The sequence below is a fragment of the Candidatus Frankia alpina genome (assembly GCF_902806485.1).
Lineage (GTDB): Bacteria > Actinomycetota > Actinomycetes > Frankiales > Frankiaceae > Frankia > Frankia alpina.
On record NZ_CADCWT010000098.1, the window covers coordinates 1 to 16181 of the forward strand.

At 70.6% G+C, this 16181-nt stretch carries 15 protein-coding genes; 1 reads left to right on the plus strand and 14 read right to left on the minus strand.

The window, feature by feature from the left end:
• The 14 genes from G6R25_RS12425 to rpsB all read right to left on the minus strand — a co-directional run.
• A partial coding sequence (locus G6R25_RS12425; RefSeq protein WP_163553106.1) for an RrF2 family transcriptional regulator occupies positions 1–450 on the minus strand: 450 nt, incomplete at its 3' end.
• A 127-nt stretch (positions 451–577) separates the two neighbouring features.
• Positions 578–1651, minus strand: a complete 1074-nt coding sequence (locus tag G6R25_RS12430; RefSeq protein ID WP_163553107.1) for an ABC transporter permease — start codon at positions 1649–1651, stop codon at positions 578–580.
• Complete coding sequence (locus G6R25_RS12435; RefSeq protein WP_136446566.1) at positions 1641–2402, minus strand: ABC transporter ATP-binding protein; 762 nt, start codon at positions 2400–2402, stop codon at positions 1641–1643. Before G6R25_RS12435 ends, G6R25_RS12430 begins: the two co-directional genes overlap by 11 nt.
• A 58-nt stretch (positions 2403–2460) precedes the next feature.
• Complete coding sequence (locus G6R25_RS12440) at positions 2461–3546, minus strand: ABC transporter substrate-binding protein (protein ID WP_163553108.1); 1086 nt, start codon at positions 3544–3546, stop codon at positions 2461–2463.
• Between the two features lie 314 nt (positions 3547–3860).
• A complete protein-coding gene (locus G6R25_RS12445; RefSeq protein ID WP_163553109.1) occupies positions 3861–4712 on the minus strand; it encodes a GNAT family N-acetyltransferase in 852 nt (283 codons plus the stop codon).
• A gap of 13 nt (positions 4713–4725) precedes the next feature.
• Positions 4726–5880 carry a flavodoxin-dependent (E)-4-hydroxy-3-methylbut-2-enyl-diphosphate synthase gene (gene ispG, locus G6R25_RS12450; RefSeq protein WP_163553110.1) on the minus strand — a complete coding sequence of 385 codons (1155 nt, stop codon included), beginning with the start codon at positions 5878–5880 and terminating at the stop codon, positions 4726–4728.
• A 121-nt stretch (positions 5881–6001) separates the two neighbouring features.
• Positions 6002–7183 carry a M50 family metallopeptidase gene (locus G6R25_RS12455; protein ID WP_163553111.1) on the minus strand — a complete coding sequence of 394 codons (1182 nt, stop codon included), beginning with the start codon at positions 7181–7183 and terminating at the stop codon, positions 6002–6004.
• Positions 7184–7349: 166 nt separating this feature from the next.
• On the minus strand, positions 7350–8573 hold the full coding sequence (gene dxr / locus G6R25_RS12460; protein WP_163553116.1) for a 1-deoxy-D-xylulose-5-phosphate reductoisomerase: 1224 nt from the start codon (positions 8571–8573) through the stop codon (positions 7350–7352).
• Positions 8574–8860: 287 nt separating this feature from the next.
• Positions 8861–9988, minus strand: a complete 1128-nt coding sequence (locus G6R25_RS28860) for a CE1 family esterase (protein ID WP_268904131.1) — start codon at positions 9986–9988, stop codon at positions 8861–8863.
• 61 nt (positions 9989–10049) lie between these two features.
• A complete protein-coding gene (gene rlmN, locus G6R25_RS12470; protein WP_163553112.1) occupies positions 10050–11309 on the minus strand; it encodes a dual-specificity RNA methyltransferase RlmN in 1260 nt (419 codons plus the stop codon).
• Between the two features lie 159 nt (positions 11310–11468).
• A complete protein-coding gene (locus G6R25_RS12475; protein ID WP_136446560.1) occupies positions 11469–12365 on the minus strand; it encodes a phosphatidate cytidylyltransferase in 897 nt (298 codons plus the stop codon).
• A gap of 132 nt (positions 12366–12497) precedes the next feature.
• On the minus strand, positions 12498–13055 hold the full coding sequence (gene frr, locus G6R25_RS12480) for a ribosome recycling factor (RefSeq protein ID WP_163553113.1): 558 nt from the start codon (positions 13053–13055) through the stop codon (positions 12498–12500).
• 336 nt (positions 13056–13391) lie between these two features.
• Entirely contained in the window at positions 13392–14006 is a 615-nt protein-coding gene (gene tsf / locus G6R25_RS12485) for a translation elongation factor Ts (protein WP_163553114.1), read from the minus strand.
• Positions 14007–14260: 254 nt separating this feature from the next.
• Complete coding sequence (rpsB, locus tag G6R25_RS12490) at positions 14261–15157, minus strand: 30S ribosomal protein S2 (protein ID WP_136449712.1); 897 nt, start codon at positions 15155–15157, stop codon at positions 14261–14263.
• Between the two features lie 672 nt (positions 15158–15829).
• On the opposite strand from rpsB, the gene G6R25_RS12495 reads away from it, so the two are divergent.
• Complete coding sequence (locus tag G6R25_RS12495; protein WP_163553115.1) at positions 15830–16006, plus strand: hypothetical protein; 177 nt, start codon at positions 15830–15832, stop codon at positions 16004–16006.
• Positions 16007–16181: the final 175 nt, after the last annotated feature.

The window sequence follows — 16181 nt, forward strand, 5'->3', positions numbered from 1 at the left end:
CGTAACCCAGGCATCGGGATCATTACCTAGAGTAGTTATGATCTCCGGGAGTCGACCACCGGCGACGTCGGCCAGGGTCACGTTCTCCAGGACGCGGCGCAGGTTGACCCGGACGGCGATCCAGACGTCCTGCAAATTCTTGGCCGCACCCTCGTAGCAGGCATCTTCGGGACGACGCCCGCGCACGCTCGCGAGCGGGCCGTCGGTCACCCGGATCACCGTGGCGACTGTGATCTGGTCGGCAGGGCGGCCCAGCTGGTAGCCCCCGTCGGCACCCCGGCGGCTCTGGACCAGCCCGGCCCGACGCAGGTCGGTCAGAATGTTCTCGAGGAAGCGCAACGGCAGATCCTGCGCCGTGGCAAGCGACTCGCCCTTGACGAGCTCGCCGTCACTCGCCGCCAACGTCAGGAGTGCGCGCAGCGCGTAGTCGGCGCGAGCGGAGATCTGCATGCATCCATTTTGCCGTCCGGCAGCACCGAGCGCCCCCGACGGGTCGGCCGGGCGCGGCGGGGGCGTGCCCGGCGACACTCACCGTCCGCGGCGGCGACCCCGCCGAGGGAAGCGGGATGCCACCCACTCATCCTGCGCTGCCCGCATGCCCGCCGTCCGCTCCCCCGGCACCCGCGTCCGCCGGCTGATGCGGCACCGTGCCGTCGACGGAGCCTCCCGCCGGGTCGACGCCGCCGCCGGCCGCGCCGGGTCCCCGGCCGCCCCGGGCCGCACGCACCGCGGACGTCCCCTCGGCGATGAGACCGCGACGCACGCGCATCTGCTGGTCGGCGGTGTTGAAGGCGGCGTCGACGAGGACTCCGACGACGAAGATGGTGATCATCGAGGCCATCACCCCGACCGTGTCGATCAGTTCCCGGGAGTTCTGCAGGTCGGCACCGACCGAGGAATGGCCGGGAACGATGACCAGCAGCTCGCCGGCCATCAGGCTGCGCCAGCAGAACGCCCAGCCCTGCTTGAGCCCCGCCAACACCGACGGCAGGGCTGCCGGCGCCACGATGTACCGGTAAAGGGAGAACCCTCGCGCGCCCATGCTGCGGCCGACCCGTACCAGCAGCGGCGGCACGTAGTCGACGCCGTAGATCACCCCGTTGGCGACCGAGGGCGCGGCCCCGAGCACCACGACGAACAGAATCGCCGACTCGCTCAGCTTGAACAGCAGGATGGCCAGAGGGAACCAGACGATGGACGGCATCGTCTGCAGTGCGGTGATGAAGGAGCCCACCGCGGTGCGCAGGATGGTGGAGCGGGAGACCACGACCCCCACCACGACCCCGATCACGACCGCAAGGGCGTAGCCCTCCACGGCTCGGACCAGGGTGCGCGCCAAGGCGTCCCAGAAGTGGCCGGTGCCGAGGCGACTGCCGAACTCGGATAGCGCCTTGCCCGGCCCGGGCAGCAGGTACGTGGGCTTCCAGCCGCTCCAGACGACGATCTGCCACAGCAGCAGGAACAGGGCGAGGGCGCCGATCTTCGGCCAGGTCGCCGCCCAGGCCCGGGCCGCGAGCGGCCGCCGCTGCGCGGTCGGGATGTCGAGCGCGTCGAGGCCGGCGAGCGCCGCGTCCACCTCGAGCCCGGTCTCGGCGTCGAGGTCCGTCGACCGACTACGGAGCTGGGTCGAGGTGCCGCTTTCAGTGGCCATGCCGACCAACCTCCTCGCGCAGTCGCGTGGTCACCGTGGTGGCCAGTTCCGCGACCCGGGCGGAGTCGATCCGCCGCGGCCGCTCGATGTCGACATCAAAGATCTCCGCGACCCGCCCGGGCCGGGAGGACAACAGCACGATGCGGTCGCCAAGCCGGACGGCCTCGCGGACGTCGTGGGTGACGAAGATGACCGTGACACCGGTCTCCCGCCAGATCCGTTCCAGCTCGTCGTGGAGCAGGTCGCGGGTCATCGCGTCGAGGGCACCGAAGGGCTCGTCCATGCAGAGGATGTCGGCCTCCTGCGCGAACGCGCGGGCGAGGCTCACCCGCTGGCGCATACCCCCGGACAGCTCGTGGGGACGCTTGTCGGCCAGCCCGGCGAGGCGAACCATCGCGAGCAGGCGTTCCACCCGCTCCCGCCGCTCGGCGCGGCGGATACCCCGCAGCCGCAGCGGCACCTCGATGTTGCCACCCGCGGTGAGCCACGGCAACAACGCCGAGTCCTGGAACATCATCCCTGCGCGGCGACCGGTGGTGTCCACGGTGCCGGTGGTCGGCGCGTCGAGACCGGCGATCAACCCGAGCAGGGTCGACTTGCCGCATCCCGACGCGCCGAGCAGACAGAGAAACTCGCCGGACCGGACGTCCAGGGAGACGTTGTCCAACGCCTGGACACGGGCGGCGCTGGAGCCGAAGAACCGGCTGACGCCGTCGATGCGCACTGCGGTGTCGGAGCGGACAGCGGTCACGGATCATTCCCCCGTTGCGGTGGAGACGCACGCCCGGCCAGGGCGCCCTGCGGGTGGGTCAGGAGTCGGAGACGGCCGGCTTGCCCTGCTTCGACAGGATGTCGTTGAGGATCGTCAGATCGAAGATCCCGTCGAACTTCGGATTCTTGATCAGGCCGAGCTCCTGCTGACGCTTGGCCGAGGTGAGCAGGGAGGCAGCGATCGGGTCAGGCGTGAACGTCAGCGACTTCCACGCCGAGGTCAGGACCTTGTCCGACAGCGGCTTGCCGGCGAGCTTGCCCAGAGCCGTGTTGGTGACCTTCGCACCGGCGTCCCGGTCGGCGTTGAGGCCGTTGATGGACGCCACGTTGGCGGTGACGAGCCGGCGAACGATCTCCGGGTTCTTCTTCAGGTAGGCGGTGCGCACCAGCAGCACCGTCGTGACGAACTGGCCCTTGGTCTCGGGCCACTCGTCCGCCTCGTCCACGAGCACCTTGCCGCCCGCGGCGACCAGCCGGGACGCCGTCGGCTCGGGCACCCACGCGCCGTCGATCGCCTTGTTGGTGAAGGCGTCGGCCGTGAGGGAGTTGTCCTGCGGCTTGATCGAGACGTCGCCACCGCCCTGGGTGTCCGTCTTCAGGCCGTTCTTCTTCAGGTAGTAGCGCAAAGCCACGTCCTGGGTGTTGCCGAGGCTCGGCGTCGCGAGCGTGGTGCCCTTGAGCTGCGCCACCGAGGTGATGTCCGGGCGGACCACGAGTGCCGCGCCCCCCGACGTCGCGCCGGAGATGATCCGGACAGCCTCGCCGTTCGACTTGATGAAGCTGTTCACCGCGGGGTTCGGCCCGATGTACCCGGCGTCGAGCGCCCCGGACAGGACGGCCTCGGCCTCCTGGACGCCGGAGTTGAACGTCGACGTCTTCAGGATGACGCCGGAACCGAGTTCCTTGGCGAAGATCCCCTTCTCGACGCCATAGAGCGCGGGCGCATGGGTGAGGTTCGGGAAGTACCCGAGCCGGAGCGTCCCGCTCACCTGGCTGGGCGCCGCGCTCGCCGAAGCGCTGTCACCGTCGCTCGAGCTCGAGCAGCCCACCACCGCCAGCGCCAGCGCCAGCGCCCCCGCGGTGATCAGTGGCGCCGCGGCGCGCCACAGTCTGCTCACCCTCATAGAAACCCCCTTCGCGCGGGCTGACGCCCGCGCCATGCAAGTCAATCGACGTCATCGGGATGGTAAGCATGCCAGATGCCCTGCATCCTGACCATGTGCCTTCATCGTGCAGACATCGTTCCGTAACAAATAAGCCGCATATAAGAATAAATTTGGCAAAACGGACATAGTCCGATGATGAAGGATTGTTCCCCGTAGACCATCCCGGCACATGCTGCGGACCAGGTCAGGGACCTGCCCAGCAAGATCGACGGCTGCGAGGCGGGCGATGGGCGGGGGCAGCGTCGAGGCTCAGAAGGCGGAAGCGACGCGACCTAGAACAGGATCGAGGCGAAGGTGCCCACGCGCTGGAATCCAACCCGCTCATAGGCCCGGCGGGCGGCGTGGTTGAAGTCGTTGACATACAGGCTCACCCGCGGGGCGAACGCCGTCCGCGCGAGCGCGACGACGCTGGCGGTGCCGGCCGAGCCCAGCCCGCGCCCGCGCAGCGCCGGATCCACCCAGACACCCTGGATCTGGCAGACGTCCCCGGCGACCGCGCCGATCTCAGCCTTGAACAGCACGCGGCCGTCGACGATGTGGGCGAACGAGCGCCGCTGACCGACGAACTCCGCGACGCGGGCCCGGTAGAGCGCCCCGCCGTCGGCCAGGACCGGGGACACCCCGATCTCTTCGGTGAACATGGCGATGCAGGCCGGCAGCAGGATGTCCAGCTCATCGGGCCGGACGGGGCGCACGGCAGGGTCGGGCGCGATGAGTGGCGGCCCGTCGATCACGAGCAATGGCTGGTCGGCCCGGACCTCGCGAGCACGTCCCCAGGTCAGCTCGAGCCGCTGCCACATCGCCATGACCGACGAGGAGACGCCGACGACGGAGGAGCAGCGGCGGCCCTGCCGGCGGGCCCGCTCGGCAAACAGCTTCGCCGAAACGGGGCCCGCCGCCACGGGCCAGAGGTTGGCGCCGGAGTAACACAACGCGGCCAGGTGGCCGTCGACCGTGTGACCCCACATCTCCGCGCCGAGCCGCCACGGGTCAAGCCCGGCGGCCTCGACGCGGGACGCAACGAACACGTCGGCGACCGGATTACGGGCCAGCAGCTCGCGCACGGCGGGAAGATCCCGGTCGTCGAGCAGGCGCGTCGACGCGGAGCGCAGCGGCAGGCCCATCCGATCACGCCACCTAGCTGACGGTGACCGAAGGCTCGCCGGACGGGGTGCCATCCGGCGAGATCTGCTCGGCCAGCCGCATGGCTTCCTCGATGAGGGTCTCCACGATCTGAGCCTCGGGCACGGTCTTGACGACCTCGCCCTTGACGAAGATCTGGCCCTTGCCGTTCCCGGACGCAACGCCGAGGTCGGCCTCCCGAGCCTCGCCCGGCCCGTTGACCACGCAGCCCATCACGGCGACGCGCAACGGGACCTCCATGCCTTCGAGACCGGCGCTGACCTGGTTGGCGAGGGTGTAAACGTCGACCTGGGCCCGGCCGCAGGACGGGCAGGACACGATCTCCAGCTTACGCTGCCGGAGTCCGAGGGACTCCAGGATCGCGGCGCCGACCTTGACCTCCTCGACCGGCGGCGCGGACAACGAGACCCGGATCGTGTCGCCGATGCCCTCGGCGAGCAGCGCGCCGAAGGCGACCGAGGACTTGACGGTGCCCTGGAACGCCGGACCCGCCTCGGTCACGCCGAGGTGCAGGGGGTAGTCGCAGGACTGGGCGAGCAGGCGGTAGGCCTGGATCATGACGACCGGGTCGTGGTGCTTGACCGAGATCTTGATGTCGCGGAAGTCGTGCTCCTCGAACAGCGAGCACTCCCACAGCGCCGACTCGGTGAGCGCCTCCGGCGTGGCCTTGCCGTACTTGGCGAGCAGCCGCTTGTCGAGGGAGCCGGCATTGACCCCGATCCGGATCGGGGTGCCGGCGGCCTTCGCCGCGCGCGCGATCTCGCCGACCTTGTCGTCGAACGCCTTGATGTTGCCGGGGTTGACGCGCACCGCGGCGCAGCCGGCATCGATCGCGGCGAAGACGTACTTGGGCTGGAAGTGGATGTCCGCGATCACTGGGATCGGCGACTTTCGAGCGATGGCCGCGAGCGCGTCGGCGTCGTCCTGGCTGGGGACGGCCACCCGGACGATCTGGCATCCCGAGGCGGTGAGCTGGGCTATCTGCTGCAGTGTCGCGTTGACGTCCGAGGTCAACGTGGTGCACATCGACTGCACGGAGACCGGAGCGTCACCCCCGACCGGGACGTTGCCCACGTTGATCTGCCGGCTGTGCCGCCGAGTGCCGAGCGGTCGGGCCGGAGCGGCTGGCATGCCCAGAGTAACGGTCACGTTGTCCTCACTGGCGAATCGGAACTGGCGAATCGAAAAAAGGATCGACGTGCGACTGATTCGGCCTGTCGGCTGCGGGACGCAGGGAGTAGGGCGCACGGTCTCGTGCAACCGTGCGAGTTCACTGGTTCAGGCGGATCGGGTTGAAGATGTCGGCGGACAGGAGGAGGAGGCTGAACCCGAACAGGACGACAACCGTGGCGTACGTGGCTGGTAACAGCTTGGCGAAATCCACCTTTTTTACCGGACCACGGTAGCCCCGAAGCCTGCGCAGACCATGTCTGGCCTGCTCGAAGCCCAGCACGGCGATGTGGCCGCCATCCAACGGCAGCAGGGGCAACAGGTTGAAGATGCCGACCGCGAGGTTGATCGCGGCCACGAGGATGAGGAACTGGCCGACCCGGTCGAGCACCGAGCTGTCGGGCGCCGAGACGACGTCGCCGCCGATGCGCGCCGCACCCACGACGCTGATGAAGCCCTCGGGATCGCGATCGTTGCTGAAGATCTTACCGACGTCGCCGATCCGGTGGGTCAACGTGTCGTACATGCCGGTGAAGCCGGAGCCGATCACGTCGAAGGTGTGCGGAACGGCCTCGATCGGGTTGTAGTGCACCGTCTCGAGTCCGGGCCGGACGCCCAGCGCACCGACCCGGTCGTTCCCCGAATCGCCGGTGGAGCGGTTGCGGCGGACCTCGACCAGGTCCGGGGTGAGGGTCAGGCGCCGGCCGTCCCGCTCCACCACGAGCGAGGCGGGGCCGGCGCCGTGCTCGCGCACCCGGCGGGTGAAGTCCTTCCAGGCGTGCACCGCGACCCCGTCAAAGCTGACGACCCGGTCGCCGAGCCGCATCCCCGCCGCGGCGGCGGGGCCGGGCCCGGAACAGTTCGCGGTCGTCGCCACGCAGCTCGTCGCACTGATCTTCGTGCTGACCTGCTTGGTGCCGAGCGTGACCAGCACCAAATAGATCAACACGATGGCGATGACGAAGTGCACGAAGGAACCGGCGGACATGACCACCAGCCGGGCCCGCGCCCCGGCGTTGTGGAACGCCCGAGGCTCGTCGGCCGGATCGATCTCCTCCAGCGGCGTCATCCCCTCGATCTTGACGAAGCCGCCGGCGGGGATGGCCTTGACGCCGTACTCGGTCTCGCCGCGCTGGCGGGACCAGATCGTCGGCCCGAAACCCACGAAGAACTTCGAGGCCTTCATGCCGTAGTGCCGCGCGGTCACGAAGTGCCCGCCCTCGTGCAACACCACGGACACGAGCAGCGCCGCGGCGAACGCCACGATGCCGAGAATCGCCATCAGGCCGGCCTCCGCCCGGTGGGACACCGGTCGGGGGTGCCCCGGTGAGCCCGGGGACCCCGCGATCCGCCACGCCCGGCTCGGCCCGGACTGATCGCACCGACCCCGACCCCGACCCCGGAACCGGTCGGGTGGGATCCGCCGCCCACCCCGGACGAAGCGTGATTCACACCGATTCCCGTTCGCTCTCGCGCTGGATCAACCGCTGCGCCGCGTCCCGCGCGGCCCGCTCGGTGGCGAACACCTCGTCGAGTGACGGGTGGTCCACGACCTCGTGTTCGGCGATGACCTCGGCCACCAGATCGACGATACGGACGAAGGGCAGGCGTCCGGCCAGGAAGGCCGCCACCGCCTCCTCGTTGGCCGCATTGAACACCGCAGGTGCGGTGCCACCCCGGCGACCGGCCGTGCGCGCGAGCTCCACGGCCGGGAAGGCCACCTCGTCGAGTGGCTCGAAGGTGAGTGCCTGGGCGCGGGCCCAGTCCATCGGCGGCTGCGCCTCGGCCACCCGTTCCGGCCAGCCCAGGGCCAGTGCGATGGGCAGACGCATGTCGGGCGGCGACACCTGGGCCAGGGTTGACCCGTCGGTGAACTCGACCATCGAGTGCACCAACGACTGGGGATGCACGACGACGTCGATGTCGTCGTAGGGCACTCCGAAGAACAGGTGCGCCTCGATCAGCTCCAGGCCCTTGTTCATCAGGGTCGCGGAGTTGATCGTGACCACGGGGCCCATGTCCCAGGTGGGATGGGCCAGCGCCTGCTGCGGGGTGACGGCGGCGAGCTCGTCTCGACGGCGCCCGCGAAACGGCCCGCCGCTGGCCGTGAGAACGAGCTTGCGCACCTCGTCCCGGCGGCCGCCGCGCAGGCACTGTGCCAACGCGGAGTGTTCGGAGTCCACCGGAATGAGCCGGTCCGGGTCGCCGCCGAGCGCGTCCAGGACCAAGGGCCCGCCGGCGACCAGCGACTCCTTGTTCGCCAGCGCCACCGTCCGACCGGCGGCCAGCGCGGCGAGCGTCGGCGCGAGACCGACCGACCCGGTGATGCCGTTGAGAACAATGTCACAGGGCCACTCGGCGATTTCGCTGGCCGCATCGGGCCCCGCCAGGATCTTCGGCACGGCGAACTCGCCCCGGCGGTAGCCCCGCCGCGTCGCCTCCGCGAAGAAGGCGAGCTGCAGGTCCTGGGCGGCCGATGCCGCCGCCACGCCCACCGCCTGGACACCGAGATCGAGTGCCTGGGCCGCGAGCAGATCCACCCGGGACCCCCCGCCCATCAGCGCCACCACGCGAAAGCGCTGGGGATTACGACGTATGACGTCTATGGCCTGGGTTCCGATCGAGCCCGTGGACCCGAGCAGAACAACTTCACGCAGGTTCGAAGCCTCCACCACATCTCCATTCTCTCAGGCCCGTCGGCGCCTCGGCGCCGCCCTGTTCGGTTCATGACAGGTGCCACCCGTAGATGTGCAATGGGTCTGACGGCCACTACCTTTCGTGACCTCATCCTCTCCCCATCGCGGCGATGTCGACCTCAACCCGGCGGGGTCGCCGGTCTCGCACCCAAATGGGGGAGCTCATCCGTCCGCAGCCGTCGACGATGGCGCCCCGGTCACCGACGGTGATGTCGACGGCGTAGGACTGACCGGACCGCCCGTGCCGGCGCCCGGGCTCGCACTCACCGAGGGCGACGCGTTCGCCGTCGACGACGGTGCGGCCGGCGAGGCCGAGGCAGCGGGGGCGCCACGATCGAGCCCGGCGACCCGGTGCCGCCGCGGCCGACGTCCCCGGATGCGGGGGTGTAGCCGAAATAGGTCAATGCCACGACGGTGGCGCTGAAGGCGTCCGAGGTCGGGCCGAGCGCCGGGCGGGCCTGCGCGCCGGGCCAGGTGTGCCCGGTACCTTGCATGGCCAACAACCCGACGTCCCGGCCGCTCGGGCAGCCGGTCCAGACGGTGCGCTGCCAGGCCGCGGTATCCCGGGAGACCTGGGTGGCGCCGCTGCACCGAAGTGCGGAGGCGTAGCGGGCAAGCCAGTCGGACGTCGACTGGGCGGCCACGCCCACGAACGGCGCCGGACGGGGGGCGCCCCCGCCGTCGAGCGGCGCGGCCTGATCGGCCGTCCCGTGGATCTCGAGCAGGTTCGTGGTGGGCGCCGCGCAGGAGGCCGGCAACACACTCGAGCCGACCGTGACCGCCGCCGCGAACCTGCCCGGCAGCGCGCAGGCCGCCGTGAGCACCATGTTCGCGCCGTCTCCGTAACCGACGGCGAATATGCGCTTCGCGTCGAGGCACATCCGGCCCGTGAGCTCGTTGACCAGCATCCCCTCGAACAGCACGTCGTCGGGGCCGACGGCGGTGGACCGGGGAAAGTTCCACCGATCCTGCGCCCCGATCGGGGCCGCGACCGCGAAGCCGGCCTTGGTGCCCTGGTCGGCCAGCCGGGTGTAAGCCTCCAGATCGTCGGTGCTCTGCCCGAGATCGTGGAAGGTGAGGATCAGCGGAAGCGCCCGGGCCTGCGCGCCGGCGGCGGGAACTGCCAGGACATACGTGCGGTCGGTGCCACCCACCCGCAACGTGCGGGTACTCACCCCGGACGGCAGGGTCTTCCCGGTGATGCACCCGCTGGGTGGCGGCGGGGGGACGGTGGGCGTCGGCGACGCCGAGACGGCCACTGCGCGCAGTTCACGCCCGCCAGCGGGACCGAGCGCCGAGGACGGCCCCGAGGCATGCTCCGGGCCGGAGCCCCGCGAGATGGCGTACCACAGCAGGAGCAGGAGCACGCCGACTGCGGCGGTGATCGGCAACCAGACCGTGTTCGTCGTCCGCGCGCGGTGCCGCAAGGAACCGCGCCGTCGACTCGTCGGGCTACCGAAGGACACCGTTGCCGTGCGCAGACGAGCCGTTCGCCGCGCCGGCGGCCTCGACGGTCGTCGCGGACTCCACATGCCTGGCGCGCCCGGCGGGCTCGGCGGGCTCGGCGGCGAGCTGACCGCAGGCCGCCGCAATCTCCCGGCCTCGGGTGTCACGCACGGTGGTGGCGATTCCCCGCTCCCGCAGCCGGCGGACGAACGCACGCTGGCCGGCGGGGGCACTGGCCCGCCAGGACGAGCCATCCGTCGGGTTCAGCGGAATGAGATTGACGTGCGCGAGGCGGCCGGCGAGCAGGGTCGCGAGCGCGTCGGCGCGGGCCACGTCGTCATTGACCCCGTCGATCAGCGCGTACTCGATACTCACCCGCCTGCCGCTGGCCTCGGCGTACTCCCAGGCCGCGGCGAGCACCTCGGCCACCGGCCACCGGGTGTTGATCGGTACCAGCTCGTCGCGCAGCTCGTCATCCGGGGCGTGCAGGGACACCGCGAGGGTCACCGGCAGGCCCTCCCCGGCCAGCCGACGCATCGCCGGCACGAGTCCGACTGTGCTCACCGTCAGCCCACGCGCGGACAGCCCCAGCCCCTCTGGCGGCGGCGCGATCAGGCGGCGCAGCGCCGCGGTCACCGCGGTGTAGTTGGCCAGCGGCTCGCCCATGCCCATGAAGACCACGTTGGACAACCGGCCCTCGCCACCGGCGAGTTCCCGGCGGCGCAGGACGCGAGCGGCGTGCACGACCTGCTCGACGATCTCCGCCGTCGACAGGTTACGGGTCAGGCCCCCCTGACCGGTGGCACAGAACGGGCAACCCATGCCGCAGCCCGCCTGGCTGGACACGCAGACCGTCGCCCGATCCGGATACCTCATGATCACGGATTCGAGCAGCGCGCCGTCCGCGGTCCGCCACGCGATCTTGCGGGTCAGGCCGTCATCGCAGCTCAGCGTCCGGGTGGGCATGAGCAGCCGCGGGAGCAGGGCCTCGAGGAGCGGTCCGCGGGCGCCCTCGGGCAGGTCGGTCATCGTCTCGGTCTCGTCGGCATCGACCAGCCGGGCGAAGTAGTGGCGCGACAGCTGGTCGGCGCGAAAAGCAGGCTGGCCCAACGAGACCGCAACCTGACGGCGCTCGTCTCGAGAAAGATCCGCCAGGTGCCGCGCAGGCCGCCCGGCGCGCCGGGTCAGGGCCAGGCGGACCGGCCGGCCGGTCCCGGCGGACATCGGGCCGTCCGGGGATTCGGATTCGGCGGTCATGGGAGTCATCGCAGATCCAGTGTGCCAGGAGGCCGGCGCGTAGACGAATGCGACGATCGCCGGCGCGGGCGGCACGCACCGCCCGGCGCCCCCGGCCGGGTCGGATCGCACCGCCGGTACGGGCGGGCCGCCGGTACGCTGCCACCGCTTGCCACCGCTGCCACCCGCTCAGGCGAGGAAGGCGGCGAGTAGCAGCCAGGCGACGGGGGCGGTGCACAGCAGCGAGTCCAGGCGGTCCATCACGCCGCCGTGCCCGGGCAGCAGGTTGCTCATGTCCTTGATGCCGATGTCCCGCTTGAGCAGCGACTCGCCAAGGTCCCCGATCGTCGCCGTGCAGGCGGTCGCCAGGCCGAGCAGGACGCCCTGCCACGCGTGCGCTCCCAGCGGCCACGCCACCAGGATCCCCGCCACCAGCACGCAGGCCACCACGGAGCCCGCGAAGCCCTCCCACGACTTGCCGGGGGACACACTCGGGGCCATCTTGTGGCGCCCCCCGGAGAGGACCCCCGCGGTGTAGCCGCCGACGTCGCTGGCCACGACCGTGCCAAGGAAGGCGAGGACCCGCCAGCTGCCGTCGGACGGTTCGGTCAGCAACGCCGCGAACCCCGCGGGGAAGCCCACGTAGCCGGCGACGAACGCGATGCCACTCACGTCCCGGACCAGGCCCCCAGCCGGTCCAGCGGCGCGCACCACCACCCCGACGCCGACGGTGGCCGCGAGCGTCAACAGCAGGCCCGTCGTCCCGGCGACATAGGCCACCACCGGCATCGCGAGCGCCCCGGCGACCAGCGGCACGGGCGGCACCCGCACACCGGTGAGCCAGACCGCCCGGATCACCTCCCAGGTGCCCAGGGCGACCGCGACGCTGACGACGCCGACGAACGCCGCACGCACCGTGAACAGCGGGACGAGGATGACCGCGCCGAGCAGGGCGCCGACCCCGATCGCGGCCGGTAGGTTCCGGCCGGCACGGGAACGGCGCGGTGGGACCGCTGCCGCCCCGGTCGCATCGGCGCTTCCGGATGGTCCGCCGTCAACCACGGCGCGGCCGTCGACTGCCGTCATGGATGCCTATATCTCGACAGAAGCGGATAGAAATGGCAGGCGCGTCCCGCCGCCGCCCTTCGCGCGTTGCCACGATCATCTGGCTCGGATCGCGGGGCGAACGGACCGCAGCGGCTCCGGTGGCGGAGATGCTCAGACCGACAGCAGGTCCGCTTCCTTGAGACGGAGGAGCTCGTCCACCTGCCCGACGTAACGATGGGTCGCCTCGTCGAGGTCCTTTTCGGCGCGCCGGCCGTCGTCCTCGCCGGCGTCACCGTCCCGGACGATGCGGTCGATCCCGTCCTTGGCGTGGCGCCGCACATTGCGGATGCTCACCCGGGCCTCCTCCGCCTTGGACCGGGCGACCTTGACCAGGTCACGCCGCCGCTGCTCGGACAGCTCCGGGAAGACGATGCGGATGATCGTGCCGTCGTTGCTCGGGTTGACCCCGAGGTCGGAGCCGCGCACCGCCTTCTCGATCGAGGGCAGCGACGACTTGTCGTACGGGGTAATGATCACCATGCGCGGCTCGGGGATGTGAAACGAGGCGAGCTGCTGTACCGGTGTCGGCGCGCCGTAGTAATCCACCAGAATCTTGGAGAAGACCGCGGGCGTGATGCGGCCGGTGCGGATGTTCGCGAAGTCCTCCTTGGCGACCGAGACGGCCTTCTCCATCTTCTCCTCGGCATCGAGAAGTGTGTCGTCGATCACCACGTTTCCTTCCGTCCACTCTGACCTGCCGGCGCCCGTCCGGCTCCGACTGCAGCCTCCCCGCCAGCCACCCTCCGGACACGGCCGCCTTCCGAGCCGCAGCACGACACGTGCTGCCCATGGGTGCGGGGCCCCTGCCCCGTCGAGATCGCACAGCCGTGGCGAGCAGTGTCCCGCACGAGGCCGCTCACCCGGAGTCCGGGGGGACGCGCCACGCCGAGCACGTCGAACCGTCGCCTCGCCGCGTGACGCTCGGGGTACTACTACGGCGGCCACCCGAGGGAATGCGAAACCGGCGGGCGACCACCGTCCGCCCGCCGGCCCGTGAACCTGCGCTCAGACCTGCCGGATGTTGAACCGGGAGAACCGACCGACCTCGATCTTCTCGCCCAGCGACGCACCCGCCTGGTCGAGCAGGGCTCGGATGGTCACCTTGCCATCCTTCACCCAGGGCTGGTCCAGCAACACGCTGCTCTTGATGTAGCCGTTGACCCGACCATCAACGATCTTCGCGATCGCCTGCTCGGGCTTGCCCTCCTCGCGGGCGGCCGCCTCGTAGATCCTGCGCTCGGCCTCGAGTACCTCGTTGGGGATCTGGTCCGCGGTGATGTACAGCGGGTCCGCGGCGGCGATGTGCTGCGCGAGGTCGCGGGCGAGCTGCTTGAAGTCCTCGGTCTTCGCCACGAAGTCCGTCTCGCAGCGCAGCTCGACGAGCACGCCGAGGGTCGGCGGCAACTGCGGGTCCGTCCGGTGCAGGTAGGACTCGACCAGGCCGTTGGCGGCGCTGCGTGTCGCGCGCTTCGCGACCTGCGCCTTGCCCTTCTCCCGCAGCCAGGACTTCGCCTTCTCGAAGTCGCCGTCGTTGTCGACCAGCGCCTTCTTGACGTCGCTCATCCCTGCTCCGGTCAGCTCCCGGAGCTTGCGGATGTCGGCGGCTGTGATGTCTGCCATGGTGCTCTTCTCGTTGGTGTGGGTCGGATGCTGTCGTTAGTCCTGAAAGGCGCCGCGCGGTCCTGACGGCGCGGCACGGTCCTGGATGCGCGGCATGGCACCAGGCCCTTCCGGCTGGCCGGGAGCGCCGCCGGCTCGGCCCCCAGCCCCGTCGACCGCCGCAGGCTGTCGCTCCGGGACGGCCGCCACCGAGCCGGCCGCCGGCCCCCACCCGCCGGGCGCCACGAAGGCCCAGCGCGTGGGGTGGGGCGAGGTCAGACGGCAGTGCCAACCGCGGCGTCGGACTGAGTCTCGGCGGTGGCCGGCACCGGCTCCTCGGCGGGCTGCTCCTCGCTCGCAGCGGCGGGCTCCGCAGGCGCGGCGGGCGCAGCGGCCTCGCCGCGCAGCAGCGCCTGCTCCCACTCTGCCAACGGCTCCTCACCCGCGGACTGCTCGGGCTTGGCGTCGGCGGCCTTCGAGGCGCCGGCCCGGGACATGAGTCCGTCCGCAACCGCGTCGGCAACCACGCGGGTCAGCAGCGCCGCACTGCGAATCGCGTCGTCGTTGCCGGGAATCGGGTAGTCGACCTCATCGGGGTCGCAGTTGGTGTCGAGGATCGCCACGACCGGGATGCCCAGCTTGCGCGCCTCGCCGACCGCGATGTGCTCCTTCTTCGTGTCCACGACCCACACCGCGCTCGGCACGCGGCTCATGTCCCGGATGCCGCCGAGAGTGCGCTCCAGCTTCGCCTTCTCCCGGGTCAGCACGAGCTGCTCCTTCTTCGTGCGGACCTCGGTACCACCGGTCACCTCGATCTCCTCGAGCTCCTTGAGCCGCTGGAGACGCTTGTAGACCGTCGAGAAGTTGGTCAGCATGCCACCGAGCCAACGCTCCTTGACATAGGGCATGCCAACCCGGGCGGCCTGCTCCTCGATGGCTTCCTGGGCCTGCTTCTTCGTCCCGATGAACAGCACGGTGCCACCGTGCGCCACCGTCTCCTTGACGAAGTCGTAGGCGCGGTCGATGTACGAGAGAGTCTGCTGCAGGTCAATGATGTAGATGCCGTTACGCTCGGTGAAGATGTACCGCTTCATCTTCGGGTTCCAGCGCTTGGTCTGGTGCCCGAAGTGCACACCGCTCTCGAGCAGCTGCTTCATGGTGACGACGGCCATGGCGCGTCGCTCCTCTCCGTCCGGCCGCAGCCGAACGCCTCGGTTGTGACGGCGCCGCCTGACGGCGGCTGCCCCTGACGCCCGGGGTGGTCGTGGCCGCCGCCGACGCGACGGACCGAGGAGACCCTTCCGACGGCCTCACGGAGACCCTCGGAAGCGGGCGTGCGAACTAGGCCCGCTATGCGGGCCCTATGGAGGATGATACCCGGCCCCACGCTGCGGCCCAGCGGAAAACCCGCCCGCCCCGATCCCTCAAGATCGCGCACTGCCGCAGCAGGCCCACCGGAAGGATCATTTCCCGCCGATCTCCACCGGGACCGGTACGACGCCCCTGAAGTCACCGCAATCGTGGGTGCATCCGACCTGGGGACCGCATCCGACCCCCATCTGCCCGGGCACTGTCCACAGCCCGGCCTCAGCCCCGCGGATGCGCGCCGCGGCCCGGTGCCGCGCCAGACCCGCAGGCCAGCAACCCATTCAAAATCAACGCCAAAGCAAGTTATCCACAATCAGAAACTTCGGACTACCCAACGGGGCTGAAACACTGCACCGTGGAACCGGGCGATCCGCTGCTCTCGCGGACCGGCCCAGCGGCGGCCGGGACCGTTACCCCGGACGCTCCCGGCCGCTCCCGGCCGCCGCGCCTCCCTCGACCCTGGAGGTTGTACCGCCATGCCCAGACTGCCCCGCTTCGATCCACTCTGGCTCATCATTCCGGCGATCGCACTGCTGATCGCCGTCGGCTGGCCCACCAGGGTCCCGATCAACCCGCGCGGAAGCGGGCCGCCCGCCACCATCATGGCCCGGCCAGTCCGCGACCAGGTACAGGGCTCGGCGTCGGCCTCCTGACCAGCGCCTGGCAGAGGCCGGGCCCGAACGACACGATCGGCCAGGCGCTGGGGGTGGCACCAGAACCTGTCGCCACGACAAGCGAGGCGCTCCTACCCGGCGCGATGGTCACCCCCACGCCCCTGCACCCCGCTCCACCGCCCGCGGGCGCAGTTCCCTCCACGCCTGGCACCCC